Genomic DNA, 18,264 nt, shown 5'->3' with positions numbered 1-18,264 from the left:
GTCGTCGTCATCCCGGCTCGCTGGGCGGAGCCCCGAGCAAGCGATCTCGGAAGCTCAGCGGCACACCGGAGATCACGCGGAACCTTGTATCGCGCAAAGTGAGTCTTGACATAGCTTCTGGTGACGACGACACAGCTGCGACCCAGTCGTGCCCGCAGATACGGCGCACGCATCGCTTCACCGCCCCTGAGAGAACTCGAGCTGAAGCTGGCGGGTATCGCTGAAGGCCGCCACCCGCTGACGCAACGTCGGCGTCGACAGCTCGCGCCCCAGCCATTCCCGCCAAGCGGTGTGCAGTGTGATCGCGATCCGCTCGGGGTGGAGCCATGACGCCCACCTGTTGCGTCCGTCAGGGGACGCCAACAGCCGCCGCCCAGCTTCCAATGGCGTGAGCCCAGCGTCGAAGCAGGCGCGCCCGTCGGTCGTGATCCACTGCCAGTACGCGGCCAGTTCCCCCACATCCCGTTTCGTCGCAAGCGGACCGTGCCCGGGCACATACGTGTCAGCTTCCAGAGCCATCATGCGCTCCAACGCACCGATCCAGTTGCTCAGCGGACCATGCCATGCCACCGGCGTGGACCCCAAGAACAGCAGATCGCCGCCGAACACTACGCCGACGTCGGGGGCATAGACGATGACGTCACCGGCGGTGTGGGCCGGGCCTTCCTCACGCAGTTGCAACGCCCGTCCGCCCATACTCAGAACCCTCTTGCCGGTGAACGTCACACTAGGAACACGCTTTTCGGGCGACGGCTGCACACCGGCGAGGGCCTCACCGATGATGCAAAACGGATGCGCGATGCGCCGAACGGGGACACGGGACAGCACGCGTGACGCCGACACCACCAACGATGCCTGCCTGGGCGGGTTGTCGTGCTTGATCTCCTCTAATGTCGCCTCACTGGAAATGATGTCGGCATGAGACGGCAGACAGTCGCTACCCCACCAATGGTCGGCATCGCCGTGAGTGATCACCGCAGACTCGATCGGCGCGCGCCGGACGTGAGGTTCGAACAGCCGCATCATCTCCTGCCCGCGCCGTTCGTCCCACGGCGTGTCTATGACGACCGAAGCGTCTGCACCGGCGATGAGGCCGGTATTGGTCTGGCCCCACGATCCAGGTAACCGCAACAACGCCCAGGTGCCTTGCCCGATCTGCACGAGTTCGGCGGGCGCATCGGATGGCGCCATGAGCAGTCTCCCTTCTGTATTGATCGACAGACGCTCGCGGGCGTCGAGCGACGAGCGCCTCGCCCCAGGCGAACTGCTGCCGCGTTCAGACCTGTGGTTTGGTCAGCGTCCGCAGGGGATGCGGGTCAGCGCTGCCAACGACCTTCTGTCGAGTTTCGCCGAGATGATCGACGCGCAACGTCACTAGGTCGCCCTCCTGCAACCAGCGGAAGGCCGTGGGATCGGTGTCGCCCAGGTGCTCGACCAAGGTGCACGTTGGGACCGTGCCAGAGCCGAAGACCTCACCAGCCCGCAACGGCACACCACGTGAGGCGAACGAGATCATTTCGGCAAGAGTCCAATCCGCTGACGACAGCGAGCCCGATCCGATCACCTCATCATTGACCAACGCGGTCACGGAAAGATTCAACCGGCCATCAGCGAAGTACTCCTCGAGTTCATCGGGCGTGACCAAGAACGGGCCCAGCGTCGTGCCGCAATCCTTGCCCTTGGCCTGCCCCAGTCCCAACTGCTGATCGGCGAGTTGATGGTCACGGCCCGTCCAGTCGTTGAACAGCGTGTAGCCAACGATGGCGCGCTGGGCCTCCTCAACTGTCAGATTCGGCCCTGTTCCATACACCACGGCCGCAATTTCGAGTTCGAAGTCGGCTGCCATCGTGCCGGGAGCCTTCGGCGCATCGTCGAAGGGGCCGAGAATCGTCGAGTTGCAGCCGATGTAGAACGCCGGGCGCTGATACCACGTGTCGTTGAGATCCCGGTTGCCGGCCAGAACCAGCTGACAGTTGCGCATGTGGTCCAAGAAGCACAGGCAATCACGCAGCGCCGGCGGATTGGAAATGGGCGCACCCAGTGTGACATCGGCCAGAGCCGCCACGTGCGCCGGTGACGTGGCGGCCTGCTCGGCAGCCTGAGCGAGCGCGACAGGTCCGGCACCGATCAGGTCCAGCAGAGTCGCGCGTCCCGGCGCGGCGTGAACGTTGTCCCCCACAACCACACCGGCATAGCTTTTCCCCTCGTGCTGATAGGAAGCCCATTTCGCCATCTAGATCACCTCTCGCTGCTTGTATGACATGCGCTATGTTAGCGAACATAGGAAATGTTAGTCAACACGTGCGCGAGGATGCGCCGTCTCCGGCAGGACCGCTGGCATGGTCAGATGCGCATAGCGACATAGATGCATGTCACAGCCTCTGGGGCACCTCCATTTGGCTGCCGTTGACGATTTCATAGCCCCTAGCCCCCGGCCTCGGTGTCGCTCAGCAGGGCGCACTACAACCGACAACAGAACGGCTGCCGTCCGCCGAGCCGCAGAAGCTTCCCACTCTCCGCCGCCTCAGCCAACTTCCACGAACCGTGCACGCGCTGTACAGCTACATGCGAGGCCGCATGAGAATGTCAGTGGCGCGAGCTGGGGAAACGGCGCTACGTGTCAGCAGCAAACCGCATGAGAATGTCAGTCGATGATGACCTGCGGGTTCGTCACTCGGGCCCTCAGCCCGGTACAGGCGGCGCAGTAGTGCACCGCCTGCGGTGTGTTCGCGCACGAAGTATTACGGGCTGGCCGTGGAGCTGCGCCGGTCCGGACAGCGCATCGATAACGAGATCCTGGCCCACATCTCTCCGGCGCACAGCGCCAACATCAACTTCTTCGGCGCCCATCGAAGTCGACATCGACGCCGAACTCGCCCAGCTCGGCCCTACCGGCTACCGACCGCTGCGGGTGCGCGGCACCCCCCTGTTCTGACCTCATCTCAGCGCCTCCGGACGCCTTAGATCGACATCCTGTAACACCCGATAGTGGACGATTGTCGAGTAGTCAGAATGGTTGCCTGACAAGGCATTACAGCGCATGCACGTGCGGGCGTGCCAGGATGGGCCGCATGACTCCCGTTCCGGAAGGCACCGCGCTTCCTGCCGATCCCGCCCAGGCGTACAACTACGACAGCATTGCCGAGGGGTATACCGCAGAGAACGAGACCAGCCTGCTGAACGCTTACTACGAGCGGCCCGCGGTGCTGGAGCTCGCCGGGGACGTGAGCGGTCGGCGGATCCTCGACGCCGGGTGCGGATCAGGTGCTTTATTCGCTGAACTGCGCGATCGGGGTGCCATGGTGACCGGCATCGACGCGAGTGCCGGAATGCTGGAGGTGGCTCGACGCCGACTGGGCACCGACGCGGACCTGCGAATCGCCGACCTCGCGAACCCACTCCCGTTTCCCGACGACGCGTTCGATGACGTCGTTGCATCCCTGGTGCTGCACTACCTGCAGGACTGGGGACCGACACTGACCGAGTTGCGACGCGTCCTGAAGCCGGGCGGTCGGTTCATCGTCTCGGTCGAGCATCCTTTCGCCATCTGGGTCACAGAACGCTCGGCTGGGAAGAAAACCGACTATTTCCAGACCCGCGAGCGGACCGAAGAGTGGACCATGGGCGGGCAGTCCGCCCGGTTGCATTTCTGGGACCGGCCGCTGCACGCGATGACCGATGCTTTCACCGCGTCGGGTTTTCGCATCAGTGTCATCAGCGAGCCGCCGCCTGTGCCTGCGGCCCGCGATCTGTTTCCGGAGGTGTTCCGTGAAGTCATCGGCGAAAGTTTCTTGGGTTTCCTGTTTTTCGTCCTGCAGACAGACTGAGCCATTGCGATCTCGCACCACCGACGAAGCAGCACATCGATCACGCCGAACGCCCTGCAACGCCGCTGGTCGTGCTGACCGGATCGGCCAGCACAGTCGGCGGAACGCGCGATCACGCTCCGCATTCTGCGCGTTCGGCAGACTTTTGCCCGGGCAATCTCTTTGCCCTGGATAACAGCCCGTTATCTGGGCTATCGTCGGAACCGTGCTGCGGCGATCGGACTGCGGCGCAACACGACCCGGCCCCGTTATCCGGGGCAAGCCAGGAAAGGCAGGCCGATGGCGGCGAAGGTGACCCGGCTGCGCACCCCGCCAGCGCGGACTCTGCGCAGCGCCGCCGAGGCGTACCTGGACACCATCGGATCGGCGAACACCCGCCGCGCCTACGGCATCGCGATCGTCAAGACCGTCGACGCCCTCGACGGGCCCGGCCCCGACGGACTGATCGCGCGCTCGCGCGCCCTGGACTCGGTCACCGACGCCGAGATCGGCGCCGCCCTCGAAACCCTATGGGGCCAAGCTGCGGTCAACACCTGGAACGCGCGCCGCGCCGCGGTCGGCAAATGGCTGAACTGGTGTGCCGAACAGGGCTGGACCGCCCCGAAGCTGCCCGCCTCGGCCGCGCGGTCAACCCCGCCGGACTCCGACACCCCGGTGCGCTCGCGCACCGCGATCGACCGGCTCATCACCCGCCGCGACATCCATGTGCGGGAGAAGACGCTGTGGCGGATGCTGTACGAAACGTGCGCTCGTGCAGAGGAACTGCTGCAACTCAACATCGAGGACCTGGACCTGGCGGGCCGGTGCGCACCGGTGAAGTCCAAGGGCGCCAAACCCCGCACCCGCCGCCGCGGCCCCGCCCACCACGAACACGTCCTGGAGAAGGTGTACTGGGATGCGGGCACCGCCCGGCTGCTGCCGAGACTGATCCGCGGCCGCACGCACGGGCCATTGTTCGTGACCCACCGCCGGCCCGGGCCCGGCAAGTACCTCGCCGAGCGCGACGTGTGCCCCGACACCGGCCTGGCGCGGCTGTCCTACGACCAGGCCCGCGATCTGCTCGACGCCGCCACCGCGCTCGACGGTCCCGGGACCGGCTGGGATCTACACGAACTCCGGCATTCGGGTCTGACGCACCTCGGGGAGTCCGGGGCCAGCCTGCTCGAGCTGATGGCCAAGTCGCGGCATCGCAAAGCTGAGAACCTGCGCCGCTACTTCAAACCGTCGCCGCAGGCGATGCGCGATCTCACCGCGCTGCTCGGCCCGGGAGTCGACCGCCGACGCTGAGCAGCGGCTTCGCCATATCCGTTGTTTTTCGCGCGCAGTCCGGAACCCTAGTCCGGCGACGACCTCAGCGGCGGATCGGCAATGCGGTCACTGCGATTACATCCGTCGTTGCCTGGCCCGTGTCGAGCGGCGCCATGCCTCGGCTTGCCTTACGACTTCCTCTATCGTCACGAACTCTGGGGCGGGAATGTTGCGCTGGAAGGTCGGCTCGTTGCGTCGACGGCTTGGGTGCCGCTGCTTCTTCCGAGGAACGGGCCGGTGCCCGCGCCACAGCATTCCGGTGTGCCACATCCAGCCACGATTCCAGTAGTAGCGGGCCGGGACGGTCAGACCGGCAGCGGTGACCGCGTCGCGCAGCCGCTGACCGTCCCGGCCGACTCCTCCGGCCAGCAGCCGGTCGGGTGCGCGCCCGGCTTCCTGGAACACCAGGGCGGCGTCGATCAACGGTCGCGCGGCCGGTGGGATCGTCCAGACGCACACGTCGGCGGGATCGGCGAAGCCGAGGGCGCTGTTGAAGATCAGGGCGTCGCCGGTGAAGGCCACGCACGGAATGAACTTCAGTTCTTCGACATCGGCGCCGGTGAACAACTGGATGGCGGCCGCGGCGGCGTAGACGGGGTTGATTGTGGCGCACCGAATCCGGTCGACGACCTTGTGAGTGACCGGGGTGGTGGTCAGTCCTGGCCCGACGCTGTAGGCCAGGTTCGGCGGCAACTTGAGGTCGATGCCGTGGAGTTCGAACGCGGCGCGCACACCCTGGACGCGCGTGACGGTGGTGTTGGGGCCGGGGCTGTCGGCGATGACGGCACCGAGCAGCCGGTACAGGGCGATGATTTCGTACCAGCCCGCGATGCGGTCGGGAGCGCGGCGTTTAGGACCAGGCGCACACTGCTGGAGCGGCGTAGTCGCAGCAGCCAGGCGAGCTGGTCGGCGGTGAGGGTGTGCGCGCGCAGCACCACCAGGTGCCGAATGCGGTCGGCGTGGATCCAGGCCAGCACCGCGCGGGAGGCTGCGTCGGTGGTGGCCACCTGTTCGGTCGAGGCCCGGGCCAGGCAGCACCCGAGTGCGGCCAGGGTGTCGGCCGCCAGTGCGGACCCGGAGACCGCGGTGGGCGTGGGATGCACGGTGATCACTCCATGGGCGAGGTCGTGCGCGCCCAGCAGGGCGTGGGTGACGCGGGCGTCGTCACTGGGGTCGCGCAGCACGGTGATCGGGTATCCGCCGGGGGTCTCGGTGGCGGCTTCGGTGGCGAGGTCGGCGTGCCAGCGGGGTTGGCTCACCCCGACAGCCCCGACAGCTTGGAGAACACCCAGCCCATCACCTCTTCATCGACCTGCTCGCGTTCGAGCCTGGCCAGGGCGCGCACGGTGTGGGAGGTGATCTTGGCCCAGGCCCTGAAGGCGCCGTGCCCGGCGTGGGCGTCGGCGAAGGCGATGGTCGCCGGGGCGGTGTTCTCCCACACCGGATGGAAGGCCGGGATCACCCGCAGCACCTGCTCGGGGGTCATGCGCCGGAACTCCTGCCACACATAGACCCTCGACGAGAGCATCGGTTCGCGGCGCAACACCTGGTAGCAGTCCCCGCCGCCGACGAACACGATGGCGATGTCGGTGCGCCGGTCGTCCCACAGATGCCGCCAATACTCGAAGCACTCGCGACTCATCCACTGCGCCTCATCGCACACCAGCACCCGGAACCGTTCGGACAGAACGTCCTTGAGGACGCGATCGAACTCGATCGGCTTGCGCGGCGGCGCACCTCCGATCGCGAGCGCGTCAAAGAGCGTGTGCCGGATATCGCGTGGTGTCGGCCGGGCCCGGAACTGCACGCGGCACACCGTGTCCGGTGCAAGCTCGCGCAGTGTGGCGTTGACCGACAGCGTCTTTCCGACCCCGGCGTCACCGTGCACGCACATCATCGCCTTGGCGTCGATCACGTCGGCGAGGTTGTCCTTCATCAGCAGCAGCGCGTCGGTAGCCACGATGTGTGCGCCCGCCAGGCCGAGGAAGTGATCGGTCGCGGTGTTGATGTTCAGGCCCGGCTTCGGTGGTCGAGTCACGAGGAATTCCCGCTTTCTCCGCCGCGGCGGTGCAGTTCGTCGAGATCGATCGGCATCACCCAGCCCGGCGCCGGCGGCGGCAACGGAATCAGATCCGGCCGCGCCCACCGCGCCATGTCCTCGCACCGATCATCGGCGAGCACCCGGGCAGCCTCGGCCGTGGTCATCGCGTCGAGCCGCTGCGCGGGCCCCGCGACGGTCGACGCCGCGTAGCGGTCGCGGCGGGCGCGTTCGGCGGCGGCGAGGTCCGCGCGCAACTTGCGGGCCTTGCGGTCTCGTGCGCGGCGCACGGCGGCCCGGGTCCGGGCGGAGGCGGCGTCGGCCAGCTCCGCGGTGCCCAGATGGACACCAGAGTCGGCGGCGAAGACCTCGATCTCACCGGTGTGGTTGGGCATGTAGCGGATCCGCACGGCGGTGCCCACCAGCCCGACCATCCAGTCCGCCACGTAGTAGCGGCCCCGCCCGAACCCGACACCTTTGGTGGTGATCTTGCGCTGGCGCCGGTCGTCTTCGAGGGTGAACATCCACAGCTGGGACTCGTCGACCTCGTGCACCGGCGTCGGATCGGCCAGCCACGACTCCAGCGGCGACACCCCGCCCAAGGCCTCGATCTGGTGGCAGGTGTTCCACCAGTCGATCCACGCCAGCACCTCGGCGACGAACGCTTCGAACGTCAGCGCGGGCTGGTCCGGATCGACTGGCGCACCGTTGATCTGGGTTTGGCGGTGGGTGTATCGGGGCAACCGCGCGAACAGCATCTCCTCGGCCGCCCTGTTCACGGCCTCGACCGTGCCCTTCAGATACGGGGTGTAGCCCGGCAAATCCACCACCCGAACCGCGAACGCGCCCATCGCCTCACCCACCGTGCGCGACAGGAAGTCCTTGCCCTGGTCGACCCGCACCACCCCAGGCAGGCCACCGGCCGGACCATACGGCGCCCGCCGCAGCACCGCGGCCCGCAACGCGGCCAGAATGCTGGCCCGGTTCGGGGTCTGCTGTGTCACCGCCGCGCCCAGAATCACATCATGGGTGGCGTCGACGAACCACGTCACCCACGGCTTTGTCAGAATCCCGTCCACGTCGACCTGCACCGCAGCTTCGACATGATCGGCCTCCCACGCGGCATTGCGGTGCGCCGGTGGCCGTTGCAGGAACACATCGAACTTGCGGCGCGCCCGCTCACCGCCCCGCAGACCCGCACGCTCCCCTGGCGTCAGATCCCGCAGAATCGCCCGCTGCACGGTCGACACACTCGGTGGCACTGGTCCGCCATCTTGGTGCTGGTCCACCAACTCCCGGTGCAGCGCAGCCGCGTTGCCACGCCAATAGGCCAGCCGCACTCGCAACTGATCATCGATCCGAAACCGGTCCCGCTGAACTGGCGGCGCATTCATCCGGCGCGCCGACAACCACCGCCACACCGTTCGCTCGGCCACACCGAGCGTCTCAGCAGTCAACCGGACGTGATCGCTGGACAAACCACCCTGGTCCGACATCTGCGTGAGCCGATCGACAGCCGCTCGCCGCAACGCGCGCTTGTTCGCGTCGACCACTGGCCCGGCCTCCCAGATCGGTTGGCTCGCAACCAGATGCGAGCACCAGGCCGTATTCGATCACGCACAGTCCCGGGGCGCGGATTCACTGACATTTTCGTGCGGCCCGGCCACTGACATTTTCGTGCGGCCTCGCAGCTACACCTGACGCTTGGTTCAACCAGGACAACCACGGAAAGATCCATCGATGAGATGGCACGTCGCGGCTCCACTCGGGGGTCCGAATGCGCAATTCAGATGCGACTTTCGCCCGATAACATCACGTCAGCCGCATCCAAACCTGCTTGCCGAGTTCGAGCGCCAGCGTCTTGGTGAACCCCTGCAAGCCGACCTTGGCCGCCCCGTAGTCGACCTGTCCGCGGTTGCCCGGCGCCGAGGTGCTCGACAGGTTCACGATCCGGCCGAAACCCGCTGCGGTCATGCACTTCTGGGTCGCCCGGCCCATCAGGAAGGAGCCGCACAGGTGCACGTTCATCACGGTGTCCCAGTCGTCGGTGGCCATCCGGAACTGGACAACGACCGGCTTGCAAGCTGCCTCGTCGAGGTCGATCACGACCACGGCCAGGCGGCAGGCGACGGCAGCCGCCAGGCCCGCGCGATACTTCACCCGCCAGATCGCGCGGACCCCCGCTCTCATGAGCGGAGGCCCGCGGTGTATCAGCGCAGTCCATGGCCGGTGAGGGCCCTATCGACTGCTCAATTCCATCCGTTGGGCAGGCTACCGCCGAAGTTGCTCCGGACCCAGGTGGCGATGTTTTGTGTCTGGGCTGGCCAGTCGGTGTGCCACACCTGGTTGCCGTTGATCAGCGCGGCGTTCTTCGTGCTCCACGGCAGTTGCATGGCCGCATCGACCTTGTCCCAGGAGGGGAAGTGGCCGGTGAAGTTGCGCCCGACCCATTCCCCGATCTCGACCGTGTGGCCTGGCCAGTCGGTGTGCCACACCTGATCGCCGTTGAACAGCGCCGCGTTCTTCTCGTCCCAGGGGAGCTTGCAGGAAGCATCGATCTTGGTCCAGTCCGGCAGCTTCCCCGTGAAGTTGCGGGAGGCCCAGTCCGCGATGCTCAGCGTCTGACCCGACCAGTCGGTGTGCCATACCTGATCGCCGTTGAACAGCGCGGCGTTCTTCGTGCTCCACGGCAGTTGCATGGCCGCATCGACCGACTTCCAGGAGGGAAGGTTACCGGTGAAGTTGCGCCCGACCCATTCCGCGATGCTCAGCGTCTGACCCGACCAGTCGGTGTGCCACACCTCATCGCCCTTGATCAACGCCGCGTTCTTCACGTCCCACGGGAGCTTGCAGGATGCACTGATCATCTCTCTTCCTCCTCTGAATCTGCCGGGTCATCGGTCCGATGACCGCTGGGACCGCACAGTAGAAAGGCTGAGCTGGATGCTCCTTGACCGATTCGATCCTTGACGAATTTCGCGTCGACTTCCGCGGCCGACCGAGACCGCGCACCGCCCAGGCCGATCACCTTCATGATCGACCGTCCCGTTCCCAAAGTGGCCGGTCAGGACAAGTCCGACATCCGTGTCGATATCAAAGCCAATATACGACGTACGACCTGCAGGTGTTCGACGGTTGACGTGACCGACAAGGCAAGCGGAAAGCCGCCACCGAATCCGGAGTACTACACCGCCGCTGAGAGACAGAGTTGCTTCATAAGCTGGTCTGACCTCGAAGCAAGTATGTACCGATAAGGACCCGAATCATCTCCTTTCAGCTGAAATACCACTTTGACCAGGAAACGGACGGTGCATGCCTCGTTCAGCCGGTGGTCGGCTCGCAGGTAGCTGTAGACGGTTTCGCGGCGGATGCCGAACTCGTTGGGCAGCACGGACTTTCGTTACCCGGCTGCGGCCCGTTCCCGCCGCTGCTGTGCCTGTTCGGTGGTGAGGGCGGGTTTGCGGCCGGTGTAGGTACCGCGGGCCTTGGCGGCGGCGATGCCCTCGCGTTGGCGTTCCAGGATCAGGGCATGTTCGAACTCGGCGAAGGCACCCATCACCGACAAGGGCAGCTCCTGCTCGTAAGTGAGATCGGTCTGGAAGTCCCAGTCCGGTAACGCAATCAACTGGACCATGGCCCACCAGGTGAAGCTGCTCTCACCAACGTGGTTGGCCATCAACCACTCTCGGAAACCGTTGAGGCCCTGCCCGCCGTGTCGACGTGCGGCTTGGTCATAGCCATCGAGGTAGCACGTCACCCCTCGCAGGGATGTGTAGCCGATGTACATACCGGCCTCAGCCACGCTCACCAGCCGGGAAGTGGGCAACTCGGCCGAGATCGCATGGTTCTTCCGGCCAGCCGTGTACGCGGCGATCGAGTGCTGTGCTGGCCGGTTCGGTCAGCGCGCTATGCGGGCATTTGCGGACGTCGTCGGCTAGAGGCGTATCGCCGTACGGACGAGGTCGGCGACGGCTTTGGATCTGCTGTGTGGTGGCCAGGCGATGACGGTCGTGACGGCCGGTGCGTCCGGCACCGGCACGATGGCGTGACCGTCGCGTAGCTGGGCTCGGAGCGACTCGGGCATGACCGCACAGGCCCGTCCGAGCATGATCAGCTGGGTCAACTGGGTATGGTCGCGAACCTGTGGGCCAGGGCCGTCCGGATAACTTCCATCCCGTCGAGGCCAGCGCGGCAGGGGCAGGTCCGTCAGGGCATTGACCTCGGCCATCGACATGTGGGGTCGATTGGCGAGGGGGTGCCCCGCGGGCAGGACCACGACCTGCTGTTCGGTGTGCAGGTCCTCGGTGTCGAATCCGGCCGTCGTGTCGTAGGGCCGGTGGAGCAGAGCAACGTCGGCGCGCCCGTCGCGTAGCAGGCTTTCCGGTTCGCCGGGCCCGCACAGCACCACCTCGACTGCGACAGCGCAGGGGTCGGCGGCGTAGGCGTCCAGCAGCTTCGACAACAGTTCGCTGGACGCTCCTGCCTTGGTGGCCAGCACCACACCGGGCCGGTCGGCAGCGGCGCGGCGGGTGCGGCGCTCGGCGGCTTCGACCGCTTCGAGGGCGAGCCGGGCCTCCCGCAGCAGCACCGACCCGGCCTTGGTCAACGTGATTGCGCGAGCAGTGCGGTGCAGCAGAACGACTCCGAGCCGCCGTTCTAGCTGCTGGATCGCCCGCGACAGCGGTGGTTGCGCCATCGCGAGCCGTTGTGCCGCCCGCCCGAAGTGCAACTCCTCGGCGACAGCGACGAAGTATCGCAACTCCCGCGTCTCCACCACGTCATCGTATCCGGCGCTCACCACGACCAATACCCGTGCGGTATCGCCGCCCACCCAATCGGTCTTGGACGCCCCACCCGAGTCCGCAACATGATCAACGGCATGAGTGAACGGACGATCGCGCTGGTGACCGGCGCGAACAAAGGAATCGGATACGAGATCGCGGCGGGCCTGGGCGCCCTTGGCTGGCGAATTGGTGTGGGCGCGAGGGATCAACAACGCCGCGAGACCGCGGTGGAGAAGCTGCGCGCGGCCGGGACCGATGCGTTCGGCGTGCCGCTCGACGTGGACGACGACGCGAGTGTCGCTGCCGCGGCCGAGCTGATCGCCGACTATGCCGGAGGCCTCGACGTCCTGGTCAACAATGCCGCGATCACCGGCGGTATGCCACAGACACCCACCACGGTCGATCCCGCGACCATGCGAGCTGTCGTGGAAACCAACGTGATCGGCGTCATCCGGGTCACCAACATGATGCTGCCCATGCTGCGCGGCTCGGCATCACCGCGAATCGTCAACATGTCCAGCAGCGTGGGCTCGCTCGCCCTGCAGACCACGCCCGGCATCGACATGGGGCCGATTCCCACCGCGTACTTGGCGTCGAAGACCTTCCTCAACGCCGTCACCATCCAATACGTCAGGGAACTGAGCGACACCAACATCCTGATCAACTCCGGCTGCCCCGGTTTCACCGCCACCGACCTCAACGGCTTCCGAGGCGTCCGCACACCGCAACAGGGAGCGGCGATCGCGATTCACCTCGCGACCCTGCCCGACGACGGACCGACCGGCGGATTCTTCGACGACGCCGGAACAGTGCCCTGGTGACGGCCACACCGGTGCGAACCATTCCCGTTCTCGAAGTCAGCCGCGCATCGCACGCCGGAGGAGAAGCAAGACAATGACAAAAGCAGTCAGGTACGACGAATTCGGCGGAATCGACGTCCTGCGTATCGACGAGGTCGATCGCCCGGTGCCCGCGGCCAGGCAGGTCCTCGTGCAGGTAAGAGCGGCAGGCATCAACCCCGGTGAGGCGGCCATACGCACCGGCGCGATGGCGGACATCTTTCCCTCGACCTTCCCGTCCGGGCAGGGCAGCGATCTCGCCGGAGTTGTCGCCGAGATCGGCGCCGGAGCCGACCGATTCTCGCCCGGCGACGAGGTGATCGGATTCTCCGAGCTGCGGGCCGCCCAGGCCGAGCTGGTCCTGGTCGACGTCGACAACCTCACACCCAAACCGAAGAACGTCTCATGGGAGGTGGCGGGCGGCCTATACGTCGCCGGCGTGACTGCATGGGGGGCAGTGCATTCCGTACAGCTCGAGAAGGGCGAGAGCGTCGTCATCTCCGGAGCAGCCGGAGGAGTCGGCTCGATCGCCGTTCAGCTCGCGCGCCGTACCGGAGCCACGGTCATCGGCCTGGCGAGCGACAGCAACCACGAGTGGCTGCAAAGCCACAGCGTGATCCCCGTCGCATACGGTGACGGCGTCACGGACCGGATCAAGGCCGCCGCACCCAACGGCATCCATGCCTTCATCGACACCTACGGCGACGGGTACGTCGAACTTGCCCTCGCTCTCGGCGTCGCAATCGAACGGATCGACACCATCGCCGATTTCGCAGCAGCCGCAAAGTATGGGGTCAAGACTGAACCCGGGACCAAGGCCAGGCCGGGCGCCGAGGTGCTCGCCGAATTGGCCGGCCTGATTGCCGACGGACACCTCGAAGTCCCGATCGCGAACGTCTACCCGTTGACGCAGGTTCGTCAGGCCTACACCGAACTCGAACGCAGACACACCCACGGAAAAATCGTGCTGAGGCCCTAGTGTCTCCCAATCGGTATTTCCGGTTCACGGCCGGTAGGTTGTCGTGTCGGGCATCATGTCCGCCGTGGCAGCGACTGTCGGTGATCGGTATCAGGTTCTGACGGACAACCAGTGGGAACTGCTCGAGCTGCTCTTACCGAAATCCGATGGCCGCGTGGGCCGTAACTTCTCCGACAACCGCTTGGTCGTGGAGGGGATGTTGTTCCGGTTGCGGACCGGGATGCCGTGGCGGGACCTGCCCGAGGCATTCGGTCCGTGGCAGACGGTATGGAAACGTCACCGTCGCTACGCACGCTCCCTGCTCACCGAGCTCGCTTGCCCGTCAACAATTCTTCCCGACTCGGGCCGGCAACTGGCCGTGACGGGCAGTCGGATCCACTCGAGATAGCCCGGGCACTTGATATAGCCGGACTTCTCGGCGGTAACGGCTACGGCAATACCGCAACCTCCTTCCGCGACATGCTGGACTTAGCACACTCATATGACCTGAGGACGCTCCCCAGACTTCTATCCGACGGGGATCTTGAAGTGCATTGCGCGGTAGGGCCATCCGTCGGCTGTCTTCCATTGCGACACCAGCAGGTGCAGTCCAGCGTCGAGGGTGGATCCGGGGATGATGCTCGGACCGTACAGTTGCGCGATCTTGTCGCCGCCCTGTTCACTCCATGACGAACCCCGCAGCGGTGTGGTCTTGGGCACCAGGTACAGGTTGTCGGTGGGAGTGTCGAGGATGCGCAGGTCGATGTCGTAGCCCCCTATCGTCGAGGCGTCGAAGTTCACCAGAGCCCACTTGTTCTCGATCTTGCGGAGGCACATCTCCCCGAACTTTTCCGCGGAGGGCTCGCGTTCGAGAACCGGTGTCGGCGGATTCCCCCAATTCCATTGTCCGTCACGCCAACCCCAACCGACATAGGCGCCGGGATCGGTGATCTGGTCCTCACGGACGCGGCGCAGGATGACGCCCTTGTCGCGTTGGAAGCCCGTCGAGAAGACGTAGACCCACCCGTCGTCGTCGCGTGCCCACGTCCATAGTTGCGCGAAGCCGCCGTGGAGGCCGGCGTCGAACTGTGCACCGGAGTGCTGCCAGGACTTGCCGTCGTCGGACGACGTCCAGATCTCGGTGCGCACCACGTTGCCGAGGCCTTGGTTGATCATGACGTGCAGGAAGATGTCCTGTCCGATGGTGATGACATCGGAGGGCAGCGCGGTGGTCCCGCCCGCGTGGTCGTAGGGCCACAGCTGGCGGGCGTAGTGCGGATCCGGTCCTGCGGCTTCGTGCCACTCGATGCCGTCGTCCAGGTTCGTCGTCTCCGAGAGCAGCGCCACGGGCGAACGCCAGTCCGCGCTGCCGACCTCGGGGTCGCGGAAGGTGTCACCGAAAACGGCGAGAATCCTCCCCGAGGGTGTCCGGGTCATCACCCCGAGATCGGTCGCGGCCATTCCGAATCGGTCGGTGTGACCGGGTCCGGTCGCATCTTTGATCTTGCGCGCGCCGGTGGCGAGCATTGCCGGCTGCGGGGTCGGCAGTCGCCAGCCGTCCTTGATGACGCCGTACCATTCCCCGGCGTACACATGGCCGGTAATCGGCCAGCCCTTGGCCTGCTGCATCGTCTTCGCGGCGTCCCGAGTGGCGCCGTCGTAAACGCTCGTCTGCGGAATATCGAGCGCTGCCTGCCAACGCTTCAGCCCGTCCTTCGACGATTGCGGCTCGTTTCCGAACAGGTTCGACCACGACTCTTCCGGTCCTTCCAGTGGCCCCCAGTAGTGTCCGTCCGGGAGTGGAAAGCGGTCGGGGTCGTCGGGGACGCTTGCGTACTGCTTGGCCGCGGCGAAGACGACGTCGTAGGGGAAGGTGTCGGGAACATCCCAGTGGGTGCCGTCCTGGAAGCCCTTCAGTTTCACCGACCCGTACGTGTAGTTGTTGTGGCTGGAGACGCCGTGCAGGTCGTTGCCGACACCGGCGATATCGACTCTCTCGATGGGAATGTTGTGGTCCTTCGACACCTTGGCGATGGTGTAGGCCACCATGTCGAGCATCTTGTCGTGCTCGAGCCACGCCTGGCGTTGCTTCGGGTTCGATTCGACGTTGGGCGACGAGCCGGTCCACCGCGGAATCGCGCCGGAGGTGCCGACCAAGGCGATCTGGACCGAAACATGGTTGTCGTCGTCCAGTCCCCGCACCGGCACGCCCCACGCTGCGTTCTTGGTGGAGACGGTCTGGATGATGTGATTGTCGTCGACCATGTAGTGGTACGACCCGTTCTGTTGCCGGGCCTGCCAGTCGGCGACGTTTTCCGCGCGAGTGATCCAGTCTTGATTCTCTGTCGTATGGAGATAGATCCGCTTGTACGGGCCGTGCCCGGAGCGGTGTCCGGGACCGTCGTGCCAAGCGATGTCGTAGCCCTCAGGTGCACGAACGACGATCGGCTCGACGGCGACCGGTACCGGGACGGGAAGCTGGGCGACGTAGTGCCATTGCCCGAAATCCTCTGTGAGCGTGTCGTTGACATCGACGTTGATCCCGGCGACCTTGATGTCGTCGCGCGGGTGGATGAGCCGCTGGAACAGGCAGGCGTGCTCGGAGATCGTCCCCAGCGGCCGACTGCCCAGCCACGTATTCGGCTGCCACAAGTAGCGTTTACCGCTCCCGTCACGGCAGGTGCCGACGACGTCGTCCTCGACCGCCCAGTCGCACGCCAGATACTTGCAATATGCGCCGACGCGCTGCTTGCCCAGCACCGACGCGGCGCCGCGCAGATAATGGCTGGCCAGGCTGTTCCACTCCGACAGCGACAGATCGTCGTCGATCGAGAAGAAGATCGGGGCCTCGGGCGGGCCGCCGCAGTGCTTGTGCCACGCATCGGCCGCCTTGGCATCGGCGACACCGCCGTCGAAGCCCCGGCGCCAATCCGCGGTCTCGTGCTTGCCCTTTTGCCAGTTGCTGACCAGCGGCATATCGAGCTCGAGATATCCGGCGGCCTCCTCGGGCGTGAGCTTTTTGTTGACCAGGCCGCGTTCGGGCGAGTCCACCAGATAGCGAACCGCCCCGTGATATCCGTCGGCCTTCACCGCGCGAGCCCCCGGCCGTGCCGCCGCGTGATCGACAAGCTGCAGCCGCTCGGTTGGCCGCGTCCCGGGGCCTGTGATTCCCGCGCGCCACGTCGCGGGGTCGATCAGCCCGTCCGGCGTCAACCCGTTGGCGAGTTGAACAGCACGCGCCGCGTCGGCGGTGGCCTTGTCGTAGACGCCGGTCTGGGGCACTCCTTGCGCTTGCTGCCACCGCTTCAGCCCCGCGATCCACTCAGGGCGTTCGCTGCCGTGGCGGCCGGAAATGGACGAATCGGGGCCTTCGAGCGGACCGTAGAAGAACCCGCGCGGGAGCGGGAAATCATCGGAAGCGCCCCCGTCCGTTCCGGGGCCAGGCTGCGTACCGGGGTCGACGGCGTCCTGAAGGAAATCCTGCGGATTCCTGGGGTCTCCGCCGAGACGTCCGGGTGGTCCCCACACCTCGAAATGCAGGTGCGGACCAGTGGATTCGCCCTCCGATCCCACGCTCGCGATCTGCTCGCCTTCCCGGACACGATCGCCCCGCTTCACCAGAATGCTCGCGTGGCGCATGTGTCCGAAGACCAGATCGACGCCATGGGTGTCTTGAGCATCGAGCCACACCCAGTTGCCGAATCCCGACACCGATCCTGGCGGCCGATCCGCACCTTCGATGACCATGCCGTCGATAGGGGCAAAAATGGGCGTGCCGAACGGTGCCGCGAAGTCGATGCCGTCGTGATCGGGCCGCTCCGGGGTCCGGAAACCCGACGAAATCGAGAATGTGCTGTGAACTGGCCTGGTGGTCATGGAAGTCTCCTCAAATGTGGCTTTCGGTGTCGGATTCGGCCAACGCCGAGACACGGGCAGCGGCCTACCCGAAGGCGGCGGTGACGACTACTACGGACCTGACTGCGGTCCACGCTCGAACCTTCGGCTGCACGAAAGAAGTTCGCGTAGCCGTATCTGCGCCATCGCGCATCGGAGAAGGACCACAACCCACCCCGCCGACAGCTGATCTTTCGATCCCGTGAGAGAGACTGGCTCATCAAGTCGATGGAATCCCGGAAAACACGCAGCGCATGCAAGTGGCTCACCTGTCGGCCGATGCAATCGGTCAAGCCCTTTTGAGTCCCGCGAGTGACCGGTCGATCCTCGTGCGCGTAGGAGACGAAGAGGTCGTATTCGAACGGCTCCTCGCGTCCCTGGGTCGGCGACTCCAGAACATCAGGAGTACGCGCACACATGGTCCTCTCCTCGCTCCCACGGTGAGCGCATAGAACGATATGAACGGATGCTCCGAGTCTGACCGGACCGGGGACGAAAGTCGCACGTAGTGCACTACTTGGCTTTCGCCATACGCCCGGCTAAAGGAAGAGACATTTGCCGCAATACCGCACGTACATGACGACCCGCTTGCACCGCATCCGAGGTAATTGCGCCG

The 18,264-nt window shown here is 65.7% G+C and carries 15 protein-coding genes and 2 pseudogenes; 6 read left to right on the top strand and 11 right to left on the bottom strand.

Annotation, left to right across the window (positions count from 1 at the left end):
• Positions 1-177: 177 nt before the first annotated feature.
• Both ACRWNM_RS35835 and ACRWNM_RS35830 read right to left on the bottom strand, forming a co-directional pair.
• Positions 178-1,191: an MBL fold metallo-hydrolase gene (locus tag ACRWNM_RS35835; protein WP_431972606.1), complete on the bottom strand. Its 1,014-nt coding sequence runs from the start codon at positions 1,189-1,191 to the stop codon at positions 178-180.
• Positions 1,192-1,276: 85 nt separating this feature from the next.
• Positions 1,277-2,233 (bottom strand): fumarylacetoacetate hydrolase family protein, encoded by a 957-nt coding sequence (locus tag ACRWNM_RS35830; protein WP_431972605.1) that lies wholly within the window; start codon positions 2,231-2,233, stop codon positions 1,277-1,279.
• Between the two features lie 500 nt (positions 2,234-2,733).
• Between ACRWNM_RS35830 and ACRWNM_RS35825 the strand changes: the two are divergent.
• The 3 genes and pseudogenes from ACRWNM_RS35825 to ACRWNM_RS35815 all read left to right on the top strand — a co-directional run.
• Positions 2,734-2,935 (top strand): annotated as a pseudogene (locus ACRWNM_RS35825) (hypothetical protein); the annotation flags it as partial.
• A gap of 136 nt (positions 2,936-3,071) precedes the next feature.
• The gene (locus ACRWNM_RS35820) at positions 3,072-3,827 is read left to right on the top strand and encodes a class I SAM-dependent methyltransferase (protein ID WP_431972604.1); all 756 of its coding nucleotides are present in this window, start codon (positions 3,072-3,074) and stop codon (positions 3,825-3,827) included.
• A gap of 279 nt (positions 3,828-4,106) precedes the next feature.
• Entirely contained in the window at positions 4,107-5,114 is a 1,008-nt protein-coding gene (locus tag ACRWNM_RS35815; RefSeq protein WP_431972603.1) for a tyrosine-type recombinase/integrase, read from the top strand.
• 96 nt (positions 5,115-5,210) lie between these two features.
• Here ACRWNM_RS35815 and ACRWNM_RS35810 read toward each other — a convergent pair whose 3' ends face one another.
• The 8 genes and pseudogenes from ACRWNM_RS35810 to ACRWNM_RS35775 form a co-directional block, all read right to left on the bottom strand.
• Positions 5,211-5,867 (bottom strand): hypothetical protein, encoded by a 657-nt coding sequence (locus ACRWNM_RS35810; protein WP_431972602.1) that lies wholly within the window; start codon positions 5,865-5,867, stop codon positions 5,211-5,213.
• Positions 5,789-6,394 (bottom strand): hypothetical protein, encoded by a 606-nt coding sequence (locus tag ACRWNM_RS35805; RefSeq protein ID WP_431972601.1) that lies wholly within the window; start codon positions 6,392-6,394, stop codon positions 5,789-5,791. The genes ACRWNM_RS35810 and ACRWNM_RS35805 overlap by 79 nt, the downstream gene beginning before the upstream one ends.
• Positions 6,391-7,173: an AAA family ATPase gene (locus tag ACRWNM_RS35800; protein WP_431972600.1), complete on the bottom strand. Its 783-nt coding sequence runs from the start codon at positions 7,171-7,173 to the stop codon at positions 6,391-6,393. The genes ACRWNM_RS35805 and ACRWNM_RS35800 overlap by 4 nt, the downstream gene beginning before the upstream one ends.
• On the bottom strand, positions 7,170-8,669 hold the full coding sequence (locus tag ACRWNM_RS35795; protein WP_431972599.1) for a Mu transposase C-terminal domain-containing protein: 1,500 nt from the start codon (positions 8,667-8,669) through the stop codon (positions 7,170-7,172). The genes ACRWNM_RS35800 and ACRWNM_RS35795 overlap by 4 nt, the downstream gene beginning before the upstream one ends.
• Before the next feature lie 340 nt (positions 8,670-9,009).
• A pseudogene (locus ACRWNM_RS35790) lies at positions 9,010-9,363 on the bottom strand (SDR family NAD(P)-dependent oxidoreductase); the annotation flags it as partial.
• Positions 9,364-9,422: 59 nt separating this feature from the next.
• Positions 9,423-10,040, bottom strand: a complete 618-nt coding sequence (locus ACRWNM_RS35785) for a hypothetical protein (protein WP_431972598.1) — start codon at positions 10,038-10,040, stop codon at positions 9,423-9,425.
• Positions 10,041-10,573: 533 nt separating this feature from the next.
• Positions 10,574-10,960, bottom strand: coding sequence for a recombinase family protein (locus ACRWNM_RS35780; RefSeq protein WP_431972597.1), 387 nt, complete (start codon positions 10,958-10,960; stop codon positions 10,574-10,576).
• A gap of 147 nt (positions 10,961-11,107) precedes the next feature.
• Entirely contained in the window at positions 11,108-11,947 is an 840-nt protein-coding gene (locus ACRWNM_RS35775; protein WP_431972596.1) for a LysR family transcriptional regulator, read from the bottom strand.
• Between the two features lie 105 nt (positions 11,948-12,052).
• On the opposite strand from ACRWNM_RS35775, the gene ACRWNM_RS35770 reads away from it, so the two are divergent.
• From ACRWNM_RS35770 to ACRWNM_RS35760, 3 genes are all read left to right on the top strand, one after another.
• A complete protein-coding gene (locus ACRWNM_RS35770; protein ID WP_431972595.1) occupies positions 12,053-12,778 on the top strand; it encodes an SDR family NAD(P)-dependent oxidoreductase in 726 nt (241 codons plus the stop codon).
• 73 nt (positions 12,779-12,851) lie between these two features.
• The gene (locus tag ACRWNM_RS35765) at positions 12,852-13,775 is read left to right on the top strand and encodes an NADP-dependent oxidoreductase (protein WP_431972594.1); all 924 of its coding nucleotides are present in this window, start codon (positions 12,852-12,854) and stop codon (positions 13,773-13,775) included.
• Between the two features lie 64 nt (positions 13,776-13,839).
• Positions 13,840-14,163: a transposase gene (locus ACRWNM_RS35760; RefSeq protein ID WP_431972593.1), complete on the top strand. Its 324-nt coding sequence runs from the start codon at positions 13,840-13,842 to the stop codon at positions 14,161-14,163.
• Between the two features lie 119 nt (positions 14,164-14,282).
• On the opposite strand, the gene ACRWNM_RS35755 is transcribed toward ACRWNM_RS35760, so the two are convergent.
• A complete protein-coding gene (locus tag ACRWNM_RS35755; RefSeq protein ID WP_431972592.1) occupies positions 14,283-17,630 on the bottom strand; it encodes a DUF4185 domain-containing protein in 3,348 nt (1,115 codons plus the stop codon).
• Between the last annotated feature and the right edge of the window lie 634 nt (positions 17,631-18,264).

Source organism: Nocardia sp. bgisy134, from assembly GCF_965341865.1.
Classification (GTDB): domain Bacteria; phylum Actinomycetota; class Actinomycetes; order Mycobacteriales; family Mycobacteriaceae; genus Nocardia.
This window is presented reverse-complemented; position numbering and strand designations above follow the sequence as displayed.